The sequence below is a fragment of the Streptomyces sp. NBC_01549 genome (assembly GCF_026339955.1).
Classification (GTDB): Bacteria; Actinomycetota; Actinomycetes; order Streptomycetales; family Streptomycetaceae; genus Streptomyces.
Window position 1 is genome coordinate 1,033,077 of sequence record NZ_JAPEPW010000002.1, and the last position, 16,960, is coordinate 1,050,036.

Consider the following 16,960-nt stretch of genomic DNA (forward strand, 5'->3'; position numbering starts at 1 on the left):
GCTCTCGCAAAGGACGCAGAAGGAAGCCACAGATGGACATAGAGAATGTCAAGAACGCCTACTCGGCAGGTGCCTCCCAAGGATCGAGGGGTGTCTCTGGTTCCGGTCCCACCGGCGGGTTGCACGCCTTTGACGGTCCGGCAGCCGCCGTGCTCGACCATCGAGGCGCGGTGGTGCGGTGGACCGGGGCAGCAGAGGAGCTGACGGGGTTCCGCGCCGAGGAGGTCTGTGGCCGCCCCGCGCGGGAACTAGTGGCCGACCTCCCGGATGACCTGCGCGACGCGAAAATACCGGCGTCCGGCCGGGTTCGGCTATGGCACCAGTGCGGCGACACCATCGATGTCACCTTCCGGACCACCAAGGTGGGGGGCTCCGGCTCGGCGGAGGTCCTCGTCCTGGCGGCCCCTACACACCACGTCGCCGGCCACGAACAGGGCGCGGCGCTCCTGCGTGCACTCTCCGCACAGAACCGGATCACCATCGCTGTGTACGACACGGATCTCACCACTGTGCAGACGAACGCCGCGCTGGGCACTCTCGACGGCCGTCCAGTACAGCCCGGCGCTCGGCTGAGCGACGTGCTGTGCGCCAAGGACGCCGAGCGCATCGAGGCACTACTGCGCCGGCTACTCGAGACGGGTGACCCAGTGGTCCGTAGAAACCAGCACGTGAGCTGTCGGCACGATCCGGCGCGGCAGCACGCTTTGTCGCTGTCCGCCTTCCGTCTGGAGGACTCGCGAGGACGCCCCACCGGGGTCGCAGCCCTGTACTTCGACAACGCCGACCAGATGCGCGCCCGCCGTCATCTGGATCTCGCCCGCGAGGTGGCAGAGCGAGTAGGAAAATCCCTGGATGTCGTGCGCGCTGCGCAGGACCTTGCGGACGTTCTCGCACCTGCCTTCGGGGATTTCGCCGCAGTCGACCTTGCGCACTCCGTTTTCGACGGGGACGAACCCTCGAAGCGGCTGGATGGTGGAGACATGCGCAACGCGGCCCTTGCGCCGGCCACCGCAGTGTGGCCGGCCGGAATCAAGCGTGGCGAGTCCATCCCGCCCCTTCCCGACCACCCCCTGCTGCGCAGCTTCCGACACGGCGAGCCAGTCGTCTTCGGCCTTGACGACTTCATCACCATGGTCGAAGACCCGCAGCTGATCGAGTATCTCGTCCCGAGGGACTCCCATTCTGTGCTGGTGGCACCGTTGCATGCCCGCGGGCACACGCTCGGTGCCATAACGGCCTGGCGCTGCGGCCGATCCGACCCCTTCACCGAGGACGAGGCGGATCTCATGAAGCAGATCGCCTCACGGGGTGCGCTCGCCATCGACAATGCCCGCCGTTACACGCGTGAGCACCGGGCGGCCGTAGCGCTGCAGCAGCGCCTCCTTCCCCCGGCCACGACCGACACTCCGGCAGCCGAGACCGCCGGCGCCTACCTGCCTGCAGGCGGGGGAGCGGACATCAGCGGCGACTGGTACGACGCCATTGCTCTGCCCTCTCTCCGGGTGGCCCTTGTCGCCGGAGACGTGGTCGGCCACGGCATGCACGCAAGCGCCACCATGGGCCGCCTGCGCGCCGCCATCCAGACGCTCGCGGACCTGGAACTCGAACCGGACGAGCTGCTCACCCGGATCGCGGACCTGGTCCAGCGCCTCGCGGCCGAAGCCCCGTCCGGCGACCGCGACACCGTCGGCGGCACATGCTTGTACGCGGTCTACGATCCGGTCACAAGGCGCTGCGCCATGGCCAGTGCCGGGCACCCGCCACCCGTCCTCGTCCGGCCCAACGGGACCGCCGAAGCAGTAGGGATCTCCCCGGGGCCACCACTCGCCCTCAGCGGCATGCCGTACGAGACCACCGTGATCGACGTCGAGCCGGGCAGCGTCCTCGCTCTCTACACCGACGGCCTGGTCGAACGAGGCGATCGCGACATCGGCCAAGGCCTGCCGCGCCTGACGGAAGCCCTCGCCGCGCACTGCCGTCCGGATCGTGCCCTGGACGAAACCGGCCGTGCTCTCCTCGCCGACCTGGCGGACCAGGCCCCGCGCGACGACGCGGCCCTGCTGCTGGCCCGCACCCGCGCCGTCCCAGCGGCGGACACCGCTCACTGGGAGATCCCAGCCGATCCGGCCGCCGTCTCCAAGGCTCGGGAGTGGATAACCCGCCAACTCACCAGGTGGGGCCTGGACGGCCTCCTCTTCACCACCCAACTCATCGTCAGCGAACTGGTGACCAACGCCATCCGCTACGGCCGTCCGCCGATGGAGCTCCGTCTGATTCGCCACCACGTCCTGGTGTGCGAGGTCACCGACTCGAGCAGCACCCAACCCCGCCTGCGGCGTGCCCGCATAACCGACGAGGGAGGACGCGGCCTGTTCCTCGTCTCTCAACTCGGCGGACGATGGGGCTGCCGCCATGGCCAGAACGGCAAGACGATCTGGTCCGAGCAAGTCATCGAGGATTCCCTCTGAAGCTACGGCTCACCGAAGTCGCTCGAGGCAGAGTCACCCACAGTTCTGATGTCTCTCGACCCGGTGCCATGCCAGGGGCTACCCGAGGCCGGAGTCTGCGAGCAGGAGCAGACCCCCACCTCGTGCCCGCGGCTCGGCTCGATGGAGGCGCATCGACCGGGATCGGGTGCTATCACCAAAGCCGGGCTTGGCGTCGATCACGGATGAGACGTCCACGACCACGTCACCCGCACGATTCTCCGGCACCCCAGCAGCAATCGGGGTGGCGATGACGAGAGGGTGTGGGTGGCCACCAGCCGGCCGCGGGCCCCTGAGCTCGTACGCCTGCCCGGCGTGCTCCTTCTCACGACTGCCTTGGCCGAAGAGGACCACTGGCACGGCCTTGAGCCATGACCCCTCTCACCCCGGTTGTCATGGTGTATCGGGTCGGGACTCGTAGTGCAGGCTGTGGAAACGGCCGCTCTCCTCGCGCCCCGTAGGGTCGCCGCCCAGCGCCCGGACCGCCGCGATCGCGTACTGCCGTTCCCGCTCGTCGGTGCAAAGGCGCTGCGGATAGGTGCGGGAGACATCGAGGGTGGTGCGCAGACCGTGCGCGGCGAATGTCTGGACGATCGGATAGTAGGACACCGTCCGCAGCACGAACGCGCTGGCCCATACCGGTCTCCGGGCGTCGTCCAGCAGTGCCGTGAACGTTCGGGCGGTGACATAGCTGCCGCCGCCTGTCAGCGTGATGAGGCCGACCTCGGCGAGCGCGCGGCTCAGCCTGGGGCTGGGTGAGCCATGTTCCAGGTCGTCGGTGAAGGCGGCGTCGAGGAGCCCCACCTCAAGCGCGTAGTGCACGGCGGGGGCCGAGACGTCCAGGCCGAACACGGGCACCGCGTCCGGTCGGCGCCGCTTGGCATAGAACTCCTTGTCGCGTGCCGCGAGTTCCGCCGTGGACATCGTCTGGTGGGCAGGGGAGGTGTACCGCTCGTACATCTCCGCCAGCGTGACGTCGTGGTTGAGCAGCGCGGCGTTGATCCCGTATGAGCAGCACACGTCCAGTAGCGCCGGCCCGTGGGGTCGGCCGGCATCGAGTGCGGCCCGTTCGACGGCGGCCTGCCGGAAGACCGGCTGGGCGTGGTGCGGGATCTCGTACTCCAGCGGGGCCAGCCGCCTGAAGTACGCGCGAGGGTCGGGCCGGTCGTAGATGTCGTCGAACCGCGACTTGCCGCCCGCCACGTCCTCGGCACCGCCAGAGCCCGACCCGGCCATGCCGTACTCCTCCTCGCAGAACGCACCTGTACCTCCATCATGTCCCGCCTCCTGCGCCCCAGGGCGGCTGCCACACAGGGCGGGCTCAGTTGCACTCCGTCGCTCCGCAACGCCGGCTGCATGTGTCAACCGCAAAACGCCTCGCTGCCGAGCCGCCCGGCCGGACTGCGGACGAGGCACCACCAGGCATTCCTCGACACGTTCGGGCTGCAAACCGGCACCGTCACACAGCATCCCAAAGAAGCATCTCCGCACCGTTCCAGCGGTATGGCGACGCCCCCGCGGCACCGGCGTCGCTCTTCGTTATTGCCTGAGGCTTCGCCTAGCCCTGGCCTAACCCATGGGGCAAGAGTTCCTCGCAAAGTTTCAACCGGTCTTCCGGCCTCAGCGGGTGTCGATGCGCGCCCACTCTTCGACCCACTGCTGCAGCCGTCGCCCGCTCAAGGCGGGCACGCGCGACCTGGGCGCGCCGATCACCGCACCGGCCGTGCCCACCCCGACCAGAGCACCTGCCCAGGTAGCCTGGAACGCTGCCTTTCCTGGGGTGAGCGGCATCGACACCAGCCGTCCCCGGCGGTCGATCCACACCGCCAGCCACCTGCCCGCCCTCGTGTCGGTCTCCACCTTCGTCTGGCCGGTGTGCGCCGAGCCGTCCGGCGCACACCGGCCAGACGCGACCGTCGTCCACGACCTGAGGCGAGGTGCTGCCCGGCGCGGTCTCGGTGAGGACCGCCGAGATCGCGCGCGGCGCTCCGTTCCCTGGTCGTCGGCACGGCCGCCACATCCCTTTCGGGGCGGTGACGGTCCTGAGGCCGGGTGCTGGTCAGCCGTGCCGTATGTCGTCCGGGTCTGCCGGAAGCGATCCCGAGAAACCCTGCGAGGCGTCCTGGTGCGTGTCCTCAGGCTCGACCGGCGCCCCTTCACCGGTCATCCGGGACTGCGGCGTCTCCCTGATCGGTGTGTCCCCGGCGGACGGCCCGGTGTCGGCGTCGGCAGGCCTGACCCGGCCGCGCCAGCCGCCGGTCTCCTGCCCGTGCTCTTCGATGAAGCCTTTGAACCGCCTCAGGTCACCTTTCACCTGCCGGTCGAGCACACCGAGAGTGTCACCCACCTTCTCCGCCATGCCATGGGGTTCGAACTCCATGGCCAGACTGATGCGGGTGTGCGCGTCGTCGAGCCTCTGGAACGTGACGACGCCCCTCTGCTCGGCCTCGCCGCCCACAGTGCGCCAGGAGATCCGCTCATCGGGCAACTGGTCGACGATCTCGGTGTCGAACTCGCGCCGGGCACCAGCGACCTTCGTCGTCCAGTGGCAGTGCTCGGCATCGATCTGACGGACCTCCTCGACACCGTCCATGAAGCGCGGGAACTCCTCGAACTGCGTCCACTGGTTGTACACACGGTGCAGCGGGACGTCGACGTCAATGGATTCCTTCACGGTACTCACGGCATCCTCCTCGCATTCGAACAGTCCGGATATTTCGGGTCAAAGTGCGCGTTCCCCGGTCGGGGACCCCTAATCCCGGCAGTTCAGCAAGGCCCCGGACGACACCGACACACGAAGACGGCAGGTCCCCGCTCTACTTGCCGAGTTTCTCCTTGAGCTGGGCCTTGTTCATGGACGAGCGCCCTTCGATGTTGCGACGCTTGGCCTCCTTGTACAGCTGGTCGTAAGTAAGGCCTTGAGAGCCGCCGTGCGAACGCTGACCGCCCCGCTGGGACGACGGCTTGTCCTGTGTGGACGTCCTGCTCGCTGTCTTCGACTCGACGGTACGGGCCCGTTCCTTGTTGACCGTGCGGGAGGCGATCTCCTTGGCCCGCTTCGTGCTCTCGCCGCGCTGCTCGGCACTTTCCTTGATGTGTTCGTACTGCCGTTCCCGCTTGGGGCTCGACCCACGAGGCATGATCACTCCCTGAATGGCTGTCGGGGCGCCTTGCTCACCCTGTGCGCCGCAGGGGCGAAGCCGCAAACGCACGTACTGCGTCCGGGCCGCCTGCCCTACCTGTGCAGCCGTCGGGTACCCCACCGAAGCGTCCCGACGACTCGGTGCACCTGTCGATACCGATGGCCCCCTGACCGCCCGCTCTCCGTGGCGGCAGCCGCGAAGTCGAACATCGTCGGACGGGAGACGAAGCCACCTGGACGCGGTCCAGCGGCGGCCTCTCTCACTTCGCTCCCCTACTACTGTGTGGCCGACCAGCGCCGAGAGTTTTGGCCCGGAGGCCGACGGGATGCCTCGGGCGCACAAGGCCCTGGGCCATCCATAGCCGCCTCGTCGACTGCCCCTCGGTCGCGAGTGCGGCAGGTTGCCTGTCTCGTGCGCCTTGAGGAAGGGTCACGGCGCGGGGCTGTCGCTGTCCGGTGGCGCGGGTCTGCCGGTGGGAGAGGTCCAGTCATGGCGTCGGTGGTTCGGGGAGAGGGGGTTGAGGGTTTCGGTGACCGCCGCGGAGATCCCCTGCTGCAACCGGTCGCACAGCGGAGCGCCGTTGACCGCGCCCACCAACTCATGGGCCAGGTGGTGGAGTTTGGTATTGGTGCGCTGCGAGGCCTCGACCAGGACGCTCCAGGCGTCCTCGGCGTTCAGACCGAAGGAGGCCATCAGGACCCCACGGGCCAGATCGATGACCGGCCTGGTTTGCATGGCCCGTTTGAGCTGACCGATTTCGATGCGCAGGTCCTCCTCGGCATCCTCGGGCAACCCGTCCGCCTCCACGGGACTGGGGGTGGTACCGGTGCGCATGCCCCGGCCGTTGGCGGCCACGCCCGGACCGGCGTCATCCGGGTGCGCGAAGAGCGGCCAAGTGCGGGTAAGTGCCAGCAGGCGCTCGACCGCGATCCCCGCCGTCTGGATGCGGACCGTCTTGGCCTCTGCCAGGGCCAGGCGGCGGATGTGCAGCAGGACGTTGAGGCCGGAGCAGTCACAGAAGTCGACCCCGGCGAAGTCGAGGTCGAGGCCATGGACCGACCGGGCCAGTGCTTCACGCAGAGCGTGCCGCAGCGCCTGCTCCGTGTCGATGTCGAGTTCACCCGCGACCGCCACAACCGTCCGCTCGCCGGCGGAGTATGCCGCGACCTTCAAGAACGGCGAGGTGGGGGCTCCAACCGCGCCATCCGCTCGCGTTTCGTGGACGGCTTCGTCCGCGCCCCTCGTCTGGGAACAAAGCAGATGTTCTTGCATGGGAGTCGCTCCCGGGGCATCCACTGGTCTTTGCCTCCTCCAGGCTCGACCTCCCCCACCTCGCACGTCAAGAGATACATGAACCCATTTTCACCCTTTTGAATACGTGAACGCCGGGCACTACCCTGAGAGGCATGGGCGGAGTACCGGAGGGACACAGTGGTTGGACCTTCCTGACCAACCACGCCCGAGTGCTGGCCTCGATCGCCGATGATCAGGGCACCCGTATCCGTGACATCGCCGCGCGATGCCGGCTCACCGAGCGCGCTGTCCAGAAGATCATTTCCGATCTTGAGCAGAACGGCTATCTCACCCACACCCGGCAGGGCCGCTCGAATCGCTACCGCATCGAAGAGGGGACCATCCTCCGGCATCCGGCCGACGCCGGCCTCACCGTGGCGGGCCTGCTGGCCGCCCTCGACCAGCACGAGAACTCCCACGAAACCCGGCCCCGGCAGGCGGCAAGGCATCAAGGCAGCGATGGAACGGAGGAGCCTGCTGACGACCACAGCATGACGGCCACGAGATCCGTTCAGGTCGGCCGTCACCGAGTGAAGTCATGACTCGCGATGATCGACCTTATGGATACGGCTCACCAGCGAGGCCACTCTGCCCCGCCCAGCTCCCGATGGGCTTGCATTTGATTCGGCCGGTACAGCTTGGTCGCGCGGTCGCTGGAAGGGGCAAGACTTCGTAGCGGGCTGTTTGACGGTATCGTCCCGCGCGACGCACTCAGCATCGGCCGGATGGAGGCACCGGCGCACGGGGGGGGCGGCCTGCGCTGGATCGGCGCTGCCTTCGATGGTCGGCGGTATCTCAGCCGATCGCGTTCGAGGAGGGGCCGAGGGTGGTGCCCGCGCGAACGTCTCGGCAGCCCCGCTGCCCTTGCGCGACTGGGCGCTCAGCTTCCCGGGGACGCCGGTGTACTGGCCACAGGGGCGAGTCACGCGGCACGCCGGTCGGCGTCTGCACCACTGCCTCGACGGCTGCGCGGCACTCAGCCCGCCGCTCGCGCGGTCACAAAGAAGCCGGCTCCGTCGGGGTCGGTCAGGATGGCCTCGGTCGAGCCGACGCCCTGCTGGTGGGCCGTGCCACCATGGGCGCGCGCGGCGCGGGCGGCGGCCTCCACGTCGTCGACGGTGAAATGGATCTGCGGGTGCGGCCGGATCGTCGGGTCGGGCGCCGCCCCGATGGCGCCGGAGTGGATACGGGCCACGACGTCGCCCCGGCTGCGCAGTACGACCACGTTGTCCTCGTAGTGGACGCTCCTGGCTACGGGACACCGTCCCGTCCGCACTCGCCACCGCGAAATACGACGTCCACGCGACGGCCGGCGCAGCGACCGACGCCAGACCAGTCGAACTGCCCGCCGTGGCCAGGGTTCGCCTGTCCCACCGCCACGTTGACGGGTGAGGCCACGGCCATGGATGTACACGAAGGGACGCGCGAGCGCGCCTGCCACCGACGGCACGGAAGGCAACCATACGCATCTGGGGCACAACCTCCAGATCAACATCACCCCGGACCACCACCGCCGAACGGATCCAGCGTCCACGCCGCACTCGGACTTGCGAAGCCGCGGGCCGGGGCTCGCTCACATCGTTCGCGTGGGATCACACGCAAGGCAGGACGCTTTCACACCTCCCGAGTGCTGTCTGTCGGCCACAGCGGTGTACGCAGTGAGGTACGGCCATCTCGCCAGGCGGTGAGGAGGTGGTTACCGAGCCGGGTTTCGGTCCATTCGGTGGCGTCGACACCGAAGGCTACGTCCTCGTCGAGGAACGGTTCGGTTTCGAGGAGGCTGCCGACGACGTCCCGGCGGGCGATCTGCTCGTGGACCGCATCGGCCTCGACGTGCTCAGCGTAGAAGTGGACGGCGGCAGGGCCCGCGCCGACCCGTCGCAGTCCGTGGGCGAGGCGTCGTGAGCCGGGCGATGAGGTGGTCTCCACGGCTGCGAAGTGGCCCACCAACGCTCCGCGCAGCGCACGATGGAGTCCGAACAGGGACATGAGGTTGACGCTCGTCAGCATTTCCGCGCCGGCCATGTCGACGTAACGTCCGTACGCGGTGTCGAGGCCGAGGTCCGCCATCAGGTCGGCGAACAGCCGGGCGTGGATGCGCTCGGGCCGTCCGGCGCCGAACTCGTCGTACTCAACGGCGACCATCGCGGCCTTCGCGCGGCCCGTCAGCCGCGGGATCACCCAGGCGTGCGGATCGGCTTCCTTGAGGTGATAGAGGGAGCGTTGGGCCGCGTACTCGCGGAACTGCCACAACTCCCCTCGTTCCTTGAGGAAGTGGGAGGGTCCGTCGCCGTCGACGGGTTCCACGAGGATGTCCGCGAGGGCTTCTGCGGCCTTTCTCGGCGGTCCGGTGTCGGCCCGGAGCGCGGACAGGAAACTGTGCTCCATCTCCGCGCGCAGCCGCAGCAGGCCGGGCTCCCACTCCCACCCGGGGTCGACGCCGACGAAGCCTCGGTAGTGCAGTTCGTAGCAGAGGTACAGTGCCAGTTGCAGATCGTCCCCGTACGGGTCCGCGTGCGCCGCCGTCACCCGCTGCGGCAGCGGCGTCCCGGCGGGACGGGTCAGGGCCCGGCGGACCGTACGTGAGAGTTCGCCCCTGCTTCGAGGCAGCGCGGGGCCGGTGGTGTGGTCACGGGCGGCCGGTGCGGTGGTGCTCATATGGTCCGCCTCTTGGCTCGGTCACGGTGGCTGGTGTCGCACCAGGGGTAGATCCGGCTGCGCCGGCAGACGCAGAGCGCGACGGTGAAACGGTCCGAGCGCACGGTGCTCCCGTCGTCGAGTACGACCTCGACCGGTCCTTCGACGAGAATCGGTCCGTCGCTCGTCAGCGTGACGCGGCGGGGTTGTTCAACGGGTCCGTTCGGCACGGATGATCACCAGCTCTTCCTTCTCCTCGTCGGCGTCGACGAGTCCCCGCTCCCGCAGCCACGCGCCGCGCGAGCGGAGCACGGGACCGAACGGCACAAGACGCCGATCGGTCACTCGGGCTTCGAGCCCCGACCGCTCCAGCCCGGCCAGGGTCGGTGTGATGCCGCACAGGGCAGAGTGCACGAGCAGCAGCACACCGCCGGGACTCAGCAACGTATGGGCGCTACGGCATATCCGGTCCAGCAGGAGGCGTCCATCGGCACCCGCGTCCCACGCCACTGCGGCGCGGTGGCGGCGGGGGACTCCCCCAGGTGTCGGAACGTAGGGCGGATTGCTCACGACGAGGTCGAACCGGCGGCCGACGACCGGCGCGAAGAGGTCACCCCGGAGCACTTCGACATGCAGGCGGGCGAGCCGGGCGTTGAGCCGCGTGGCGAAGACGGCTCGGTAGGTCCTGTCGACGGCGGTGACGCGGGCGCCCCGCCGGGCCGCGGCCAGGGCGAGTGTCCCGGCACCGGTTCCCAGGTCCAGAACGGCGGCTCCCGCGGGCACATGCTCCCGGTCCAGGGCCTGGGTCAACAACTGGGTGTCGTGCTGTGGGGTGTACACCCTCCACGGGGCCAGCACCGAGCCGCTCTCGCTGTCGTTCCACGCCATCATGCCGAGCACACGTACACCTCGCAGCCCACGCCCCAACCGTGTCACCGCACGCACCCGTCGGGTGGCTCAATTCGAGGGGCGCCTCACGGGCGAGCCTGCTAGGGCACACCCGACCAATGAGTCACTGCTCCGAGTGCCCGGCGAAACGGCCCTCACACAACACAACGGACACTTCTACGCTCATCCAGGCGTCGCCCGGACCGCTGCGCCAGGCGAGGTCCGCCGGGCTGGCGTGATCAAGTTCCACCCGTTCGATGACATGCGCACCAAGGTCATACTCCGGCTCGATGGTTGGGCTGGAGGCCCTAGAGGGGCATGACGCAGGCCGGCATCGCCGAGCAGCTCGGCATCTCGCAGATGCACGTCCCCCGTCTGATCAGCCTCTGCTGCAACCGACTGCGTGATCAAGTCATGCGCGGTGCGGCCTGAGACCCCCCACCTCCTTGTGACCGGTTTCCCTTCTCCCTCCCCGGGCACTTCGGATGCCAGGTAATCGCGCGTCGCCACCTGGCGGAGGAACAGCGATGCTTGGATGGCACGACAGAAGAAATCAACCAAATGGGGCGAATTGGTCTCGCCGGTGGGGGTGCCATGTGAACCGGCGTACGACGCTTCTCGGCACGGGCGAGATCCTGGCATGGTGGGCCCTTCTCGCCCTACTGTGGCTGGTCTTCATCAGTGCGGTGACCCCCCTGGAACTCGTCGTAGGCACGTCCCGCCGCGCTGGTCGCGGCGGTCGCGGCGTGGGGTGCGCGGCGGGCGGTGAACAGGTGGTGAACGGCTGGACCCTCACCGCGACGGCCGCGCTCACCGTGGGAGTCGGGGCCACAGTCTGGGGCGTCGCCACGGGACCGCTGCGGCGCCGGGTCGTGGCACAGAACCTGTCCACCTCGCTGGCCTGCCCTGCTCTGCTGCTCCTGGCCCAGGGCTACGACCGGCCGTCGTACGTCGATCTCGCCCTGCTCCTGGCCCTGTTGGGGCCGGTCGGCACCCTCGTCTTCGCTCGGCTGCTCGCGGAGGATCTGGCGAAAGATCCGCCGCGGGCGTGGGGGCTCACGTACGCGGTCGCGGCGTTCGGTGCCGGCGTCGTGGTCACCGTGTGTGTAGCCACGGGTCCGGGCCGTGCGCTGGTGAAACTCCTGGTCGTCGGTGCCCTGTTGATCGGCGGGAACCTCACCGCGTCCCGTGCCCTGTCCGGCGGCTTCACGGGGAGCCGGCGTGGATGACCCGCTGATCGTCGTGGCGCTGCTGCTGGTCGCCGCGTCCGCGACCGCCGCCGTGGCCACCCGTGATCCCTCGCGGCAGGCACTCGTGCTGGCGGTGCTCGGGACGGTTCTGGCCGTTCTGTTCACCGTGCTCCAGGCCCCCGACGTGGCGCTCTCCCAGCTTGCTGTGGGCTCCGCCCTGACTCCCCTGCTGCTGATGCTGTCCGTGCGCAAGGTCCGGCGGCCGCAGCGGCGGAAGGAGAAGGAACGGTGACCCGGGGGGTACGGCTGATCGTCCTGGCCGTCGGTGGTGCGGGCCTCGCGGCCCTGCTGGTCGCCGCCTGCTTCTGTCTGCCGGGCTTCGGCGGGGACCCGGCACCCGTACGGGGACCGGGTGGTGCGGGCCTCCCTCGCCCGGCACACCGCGAACACGATCGCTTCCGTCAACTTCGATCAGCGCGCCTTCGACACCCTCGGCGAAATGAGCATCCTCTTCGCGTCCGTCCTCGGCACCGTCGTCCTGCTGCGCCAGACCCGCGACGAACACCGCGCCGAGCCCGGACCCGAGGAGGTCGCGCTCCCCGTACGCCGGTACGCGCTCGTCGTTTTGCCCGTCGCCGTCCTCACCGGCCTGTACGTGATCGCGCACGGCCAGCTCAGCCCGGGCGGCGGCTTCCAGGGTGGTGTCGTGGTGGCGACCGCCCTTCACCTGCTCTACCTGGGCGCCGACTACCGCGCGCTGGAGCGCATCCGCCCGGTCGGCTCCTACGAGGCCGGCGACGCCCTCGCGGCCTCCACCTACCTCGTGCTGGGCCTCGCCGGCGCCGTCGCCGGCACCGCCGTCCTCGCCAACTTCCTTCCTTATGGCACTTTCAACACCCTGTCGTCGGGCGGCACCGTCCCGCTGCTGAACGCGGCCATCGGCATGGAGGTCGCGAGCAGAAGCGTGAAGTGTGGCGGCGATGGCGTGACGGGCAGTCGCTGAGCGAGATCGGGCGTGCGCTGGGCAAGGTGCCCGGGTCAATCCACGGAGTGGTCGAGGCGAACGGCGGTTTCGTCCCGGCGGTCAGGACCCGTCGCTGAGGACAAGCCGGACCATTCCCGGGCCGACGGCTCCAACGAGCCATACGTGGCCACGTTTTACGCAGGTCAGCGACGCGTGACGCCTTTACCACCAGCAGACGAAGAATCTGCTGGCGGCTCCGAAAAGTACCGCTTACGGTCACCGCGTGCGCTCGGAAGAGCTCGCAGAATGCGCTCCGTAGTTCCGCCGACAAGGGTCGCGGATTCGGGTCAACGTCGATGGCACCGCGCCAAACGTCACTCCCACACGCTCGCCGGTTCTGATCGGAAGTGCCAAATCTTCGTCGGCACAGGACGGAATGATGATCAACGACGTGCTCTTTGATACCTCGGGGGCAGCTGACACATCTGAGCCGTGTCTCGGTGAGCGATCTACGCGCAAGCGTCGAGGGTCCGATGGTCTGCGATCTGCCCGGATGGTTTCGGCGACGGGAGTTCGGGAGCGGACAAGGAGCGCCGTCGTAGCCGTGCACCTCGCCGAGCAGGTCCCCTCCATCCCGTCCTGCCGGCCCTCCTCGATGTCCTGTTGGGAACGCCCGCTGAAGTTCCACCGCACGGCAGTCCCACCATCGAATGCGACCCCGCCAGGGCTGCAGCCGCTCTACCCTCCGATCTCCTTCACGACATCTGGCACCCAGCCAGAATTTCGGGGATGCTCGGTTGAGCGGGCCACAACAGACTTCTCCACCACCAGGCCCGCATGGAATGCGGAACACGCCCGAGTCTGGGATCGAGACACGAAGTGCTTACTACACTCGCGCCGGAGCCCCCCGCGTCTGCGATGAACACCCCGTCGGACAGCGTCTCCGCGATCCACCCCGAGGCCGGATTTCGCCCGGCAGCCGGACAGCCACAGACCCTCCCGTTCGCATCCGCGCAGATGAGCGCCTCATCCACAGCGCCGGCAGTCCCCGTAGCGGGCTTCTCGGGCCGATCCGTGTACATGCCAGACACATCTGGCGCCCTGCCATCGGAGTCAGCGGCAGGTCAGCGTCAGCACCGCCGGGACCCGCTTCCGACCGACCCGAACCGCCAAGATCACTTACTGCCCCAACCTGCTCTGACCTGCAAAGACAGAGGCCAGAGGCTCATCCGCTAGTCTCATCAGGAGGTATCCATGAAGATGCTCATCAACGTGGCGGAGACGGTGGTCGCGGACGCGCTGCGGGGTATGGCGATCGCGCATCCCGAGCTGACGGTGGATGTGGACAACCGGGTGATCGTACGGCGGGACGTCCCGGTGGCCGGCCGGGTGGGCCTCGTCTCCGGTGGCGGATCGGGGCACGAACCGCTGCACGGCGGTTTCGTGGGGCCCGGGATGCTGTCGGCGGCCTGTCCGGGCGAGGTCTTCACGTCTCCGGTGCCGGACCAGATGCTGCGGGCGGCGGCGGCCGTGAACAGCGGCGCGGGCGTGCTGTTCATCGTGAAGAACTACACGGGTGACGTGCTCAACTTCGACATGGCGGCCGAGCTCGCCGAGGACGAGGGCATCCGGGTGGCGAAGGTCCTCGTCAATGACGACGTCGCCGTCACCGACAGTCTGTACACCGCGGGACGGCGTGGCACCGGCGCGACCCTGTTCGTGGAGAAGATCGCGGGCGCCGCGGCCGAGGAGGGCGCTCCGCTGGAGGTGGTTCAGTCACTGGCCCGGCAGGTCAACGAGAACTCCCGCAGTTTCGGTGTCGCACTGAGCGCCTGCACCACGCCGGCCAAAGGCAGCCCCACCTTCGACCTTCCGCCCGGTGAGCTGGAACTCGGGGTCGGCATCCACGGCGAGCCGGGCCGGGAGCGGCGCGCGATGATGACCTCGCACGAGATCGCCGACTTCTCGGTGCACGCGATCCTGGAGGACCTCAACCCGCGCAATCCCGTCCTGCTGCTGGTCAACGGCATGGGAGCGACGCCGCTCCTGGAGCTGTACGGGTTCAACGCGGAGGTGAACCGGGTCCTCACCGAGCGCGGGGTGCCCGTGGCACGCACGCTGGTCGGGAACTACGTCACCTCACTGGACATGGCGGGCGCCTCGGTGACGCTGTGCCAGGTGGACGAGGAGCTGCTGCGGCTGTGGGACGCGCCGGTGAAGACGCCCGCGTTGCGCTGGGGCGTGTGAACCCCGCGGCATCGGCATGACGTCGCGGTCCCGCCCGGCCAACGTTCGTACCACGCAAGGAGATTCTGTGCTCGACGCCGATTTCTTCCGCCGTTGGATGACGGCGACCGCCGCGTCCGTCGACCACGAGGCGGAGCGGCTCACCGCTCTGGACTCGCCGATCGGCGACGCCGACCACGGCAGCAATCTGCAGCGCGGGTTCACCGCCGTGGTGGCCACGCTGGAGAAGGAGGCACCGGACACCCCCGGCGCCGTTCTCACCCTCGCCGGACGCCAGCTGATCTCCACGGTCGGCGGCGCGTCGGGCCCCTTGTACGGCACCTTGCTCCGCCGTACGGGCAAGGCCCTCGGGGACGCAGCCGAGGTCACCGAGGAACAGTTCACGGACGCGTTGCGCGCGGGCGTGGACGCCGTGATGGCGCTGGGCGGAGCCGCGCCCGGCGACAAGACCATGATCGACGCGCTGGTGCCCGCGGTGGACGCGCTCCCCGAGTCCTTCGCCGCGGCGAAGACGGCCGCCGAGGAGGGCGCCGTCGCGACGACACCGCTGCAGGCCCGCAAGGGCAGGGCCAGCTATCTGGGCGAGCGCAGCATCGGGCACCAGGATCCGGGCGCCACCTCCTCGTCCTTGCTGATCAGCGCCCTCTTGGAGGCCTCCGATGAGTGAATCCACGGGCAGCACGGACAAGCTCGTCGGCGTCGTGCTGGTCTCCCACAGCGCCGCCGTCGCCGCCTCGGTCGCCGAGCTGGCGACGGGGCTCGCGGGCGGCGGGACGACCGCTCCCGTCGCCCCGGCCGGCGGCACGATGGACGGCGGTCTCGGCACCAGCGCCGAACTGATCTCCGCGGCCGCCGCCTCGGTGGACCGCGGTGCCGGGATCGCCGTGCTCACCGACCTGGGCAGCGCGGTTCTCACCGTGAAGGCCCTGCTGGCGGAGGGGGACGAGCTCCCCGACAACAGCCGCCTGGTGGACGCGCCCTTCGTGGAGGGCGCGGTGGCCGCGGTGGTCACGGCCTCGACGGGAGCCGACCTCGCGGCGGTCGAGGCGGCGGCCACGGAGGCGTACGCCTACCGGAAGGTGTGAGGGAACAAGCAGGGGCACCGGGGCTGGCCCGGCAGGCGAGTCCCGGTGCCCCTGCGCCCTCTCCCCCGGCGGGTGGGACGGCGGTCTGAGAACCTCCAGCCCCTGGGGGAACCGGCCCCGCGGCCGCTCAGCGGCCGCGCACGAACTGCCGGGCCAGTCGCTCCCCCTCGGTCACGGCTGCCGCGTGATCCTCGATGGGGGACACCCGGGAGTCCTTGAAGGCGATGTAGGTGACCCCGGAAGGTGTCCCGCCGCCGCGCGGAATCGGGGCGGATGCCGAGCGCCTTGGCGGTGGCGTACGAGGCCTCGCCGATGATTGCGTGCGGCCCGGTGTCGCCGACCACGGCGTACGTGACCCGGTCCTGGTAGATCACCGCGACCACCGAGCCGCCTCGGATGCCGTGGGCGCGGTGGTCCCAGATGTCACTGGGCGCGGGCACGACGACATACGGGAGGGTCTCGGCGCTCAGGTACCGCCCGTCGGACTGCCGATACGCGGTGGTCCCGGAGAAGAACGGGTCGGTCCGCTCGTTGCACAGGAGGCCGGGGCGGCCGTCGCAGTCGATGTCCATGTCGGCCTTCCAGAACACCGCGCCTCGCGTCCCGCAGACGGGAATCTCGGCGCGGGCGCTGTTGTCGGTGCGGTAGCGCCCCTTCGAGACGGCCACGCAGTCACGGACCTTGGCGAGCAGGTCGGAGGCGCGCACCTTCCCCTCCCGCGCCGCCGCGGGCAGGCTCGGACGGGCGGCGGGAGACGGGGCGGGAGCGAGCAGGGCCACGCCGGCCACGGCCAGGGTCAGCGACTGAGCACGCACGATAAGAGACCCTCTCCTGGGGGACATTGACGGTCATTTAGCAAAATTTGGCGTGTTTCTGACGGTGCGTCCACCGGGAAGGGGCCGGACGGTGCACGGCGGTCTCGACGGGTGCACTGCGGCCGAGGGCCCGAGCCGTCATCGACCCGGGCCTCTCGACCGCCCTCGCCGGCGCGGCATCAGCGACGACAGCGGTCCGCGCCGCGGGCACG

Annotated in this window: 14 protein-coding genes and 6 pseudogenes; 10 read left to right on the forward strand and 10 right to left on the reverse strand. The window is 69.3% G+C overall.

From position 1 onward, the window contains the following. The first annotated feature begins 32 nt into the window (after positions 1 to 32). On the forward strand, positions 33 to 2,468 hold the full coding sequence (locus OG819_RS39465) for a SpoIIE family protein phosphatase (protein WP_266653911.1): 2,436 nt from the start codon (positions 33 to 35) through the stop codon (positions 2,466 to 2,468). Between the two features lie 411 nt (positions 2,469 to 2,879). Here OG819_RS39465 and OG819_RS39470 read toward each other — a convergent pair whose 3' ends face one another. From OG819_RS39470 to OG819_RS39490, 5 genes and pseudogenes are all read right to left on the reverse strand, one after another. Next, positions 2,880 to 3,722 (reverse strand): hypothetical protein, encoded by an 843-nt coding sequence (locus tag OG819_RS39470; protein WP_266653913.1) that lies wholly within the window; start codon positions 3,720 to 3,722, stop codon positions 2,880 to 2,882. 384 nt (positions 3,723 to 4,106) lie between these two features. Beyond that, entirely contained in the window at positions 4,107 to 4,346 is a 240-nt protein-coding gene (locus OG819_RS39475) for a hypothetical protein (RefSeq protein WP_266653915.1), read from the reverse strand. 364 nt (positions 4,347 to 4,710) lie between these two features. Beyond that, positions 4,711 to 5,169, reverse strand: a pseudogene (locus OG819_RS39480) (SRPBCC family protein); the annotation flags it as partial. A gap of 133 nt (positions 5,170 to 5,302) precedes the next feature. Continuing rightward, positions 5,303 to 5,626 carry a plasmid stabilization protein gene (locus OG819_RS39485; RefSeq protein ID WP_266653917.1) on the reverse strand — a complete coding sequence of 108 codons (324 nt, stop codon included), beginning with the start codon at positions 5,624 to 5,626 and terminating at the stop codon, positions 5,303 to 5,305. Between the two features lie 432 nt (positions 5,627 to 6,058). Beyond that, a complete protein-coding gene (locus OG819_RS39490) occupies positions 6,059 to 6,802 on the reverse strand; it encodes an ANTAR domain-containing protein (protein WP_266653919.1) in 744 nt (247 codons plus the stop codon). Positions 6,803 to 7,035: 233 nt separating this feature from the next. Here OG819_RS39490 and OG819_RS39495 point away from each other — a divergent pair, with 233 nt between their 5' ends. Then, positions 7,036 to 7,464 (forward strand): helix-turn-helix domain-containing protein, encoded by a 429-nt coding sequence (locus OG819_RS39495; protein ID WP_266632709.1) that lies wholly within the window; start codon positions 7,036 to 7,038, stop codon positions 7,462 to 7,464. A 434-nt stretch (positions 7,465 to 7,898) separates the two neighbouring features. Here the strand turns inward: OG819_RS39495 and OG819_RS39500 are convergent. From OG819_RS39500 to OG819_RS39515, 4 genes and pseudogenes are all read right to left on the reverse strand, one after another. Further along, positions 7,899 to 8,165: pseudogene (locus tag OG819_RS39500) on the reverse strand (VOC family protein); the annotation flags it as partial. Between the two features lie 371 nt (positions 8,166 to 8,536). Then, positions 8,537 to 9,580 (reverse strand): iron-containing redox enzyme family protein, encoded by a 1,044-nt coding sequence (locus OG819_RS39505; protein ID WP_266653921.1) that lies wholly within the window; start codon positions 9,578 to 9,580, stop codon positions 8,537 to 8,539. After that, entirely contained in the window at positions 9,577 to 9,789 is a 213-nt protein-coding gene (locus OG819_RS39510; RefSeq protein ID WP_266632705.1) for a CDGSH iron-sulfur domain-containing protein, read from the reverse strand. Before OG819_RS39510 ends, OG819_RS39505 begins: the two co-directional genes overlap by 4 nt. Beyond that, positions 9,770 to 10,450, reverse strand: a complete 681-nt coding sequence (locus OG819_RS39515; protein WP_266635011.1) for a HemK2/MTQ2 family protein methyltransferase — start codon at positions 10,448 to 10,450, stop codon at positions 9,770 to 9,772. Before OG819_RS39515 ends, OG819_RS39510 begins: the two co-directional genes overlap by 20 nt. A 315-nt stretch (positions 10,451 to 10,765) precedes the next feature. On the opposite strand from OG819_RS39515, the pseudogene OG819_RS39520 reads away from it, so the two are divergent. The 8 genes and pseudogenes from OG819_RS39520 to OG819_RS39555 form a co-directional block, all read left to right on the forward strand. Next, positions 10,766 to 10,879, forward strand: a pseudogene (locus OG819_RS39520) (sigma factor-like helix-turn-helix DNA-binding protein); the annotation flags it as partial. Positions 10,880 to 11,043: 164 nt separating this feature from the next. Continuing rightward, positions 11,044 to 11,227, forward strand: a pseudogene (locus tag OG819_RS39525) (hypothetical protein). Next, positions 11,224 to 11,676: a monovalent cation/H+ antiporter complex subunit F gene (locus OG819_RS39530; RefSeq protein WP_323139408.1), complete on the forward strand. Its 453-nt coding sequence runs from the start codon at positions 11,224 to 11,226 to the stop codon at positions 11,674 to 11,676. Before OG819_RS39525 ends, OG819_RS39530 begins: the two are co-directional and overlap by 4 nt. Continuing rightward, positions 11,669 to 11,929 carry a DUF4040 domain-containing protein gene (locus OG819_RS39535; RefSeq protein ID WP_054230501.1) on the forward strand — a complete coding sequence of 87 codons (261 nt, stop codon included), beginning with the start codon at positions 11,669 to 11,671 and terminating at the stop codon, positions 11,927 to 11,929. The genes OG819_RS39530 and OG819_RS39535 overlap by 8 nt, the downstream gene beginning before the upstream one ends. Next, positions 11,926 to 12,592 (forward strand): annotated as a pseudogene (locus tag OG819_RS39540) (MnhB domain-containing protein); the annotation flags it as partial. The gene OG819_RS39535 and the pseudogene OG819_RS39540, both read left to right, overlap by 4 nt. Before the next feature lie 1,263 nt (positions 12,593 to 13,855). Continuing rightward, positions 13,856 to 14,848 carry a dihydroxyacetone kinase subunit DhaK gene (gene dhaK / locus OG819_RS39545; protein ID WP_266653923.1) on the forward strand — a complete coding sequence of 331 codons (993 nt, stop codon included), beginning with the start codon at positions 13,856 to 13,858 and terminating at the stop codon, positions 14,846 to 14,848. 67 nt (positions 14,849 to 14,915) lie between these two features. Then, positions 14,916 to 15,515 (forward strand): dihydroxyacetone kinase subunit DhaL, encoded by a 600-nt coding sequence (dhaL, locus tag OG819_RS39550; RefSeq protein ID WP_266653925.1) that lies wholly within the window; start codon positions 14,916 to 14,918, stop codon positions 15,513 to 15,515. After that, complete coding sequence (locus tag OG819_RS39555) at positions 15,508 to 15,933, forward strand: PTS-dependent dihydroxyacetone kinase phosphotransferase subunit DhaM (protein ID WP_266632692.1); 426 nt, start codon at positions 15,508 to 15,510, stop codon at positions 15,931 to 15,933. Before dhaL ends, OG819_RS39555 begins: the two co-directional genes overlap by 8 nt. 127 nt (positions 15,934 to 16,060) lie before the next feature. On the opposite strand, the pseudogene OG819_RS39560 reads toward OG819_RS39555, so the two are convergent. After that, positions 16,061 to 16,748: pseudogene (locus OG819_RS39560) on the reverse strand (glycoside hydrolase family 75 protein). Between the last annotated feature and the right edge of the window lie 212 nt (positions 16,749 to 16,960).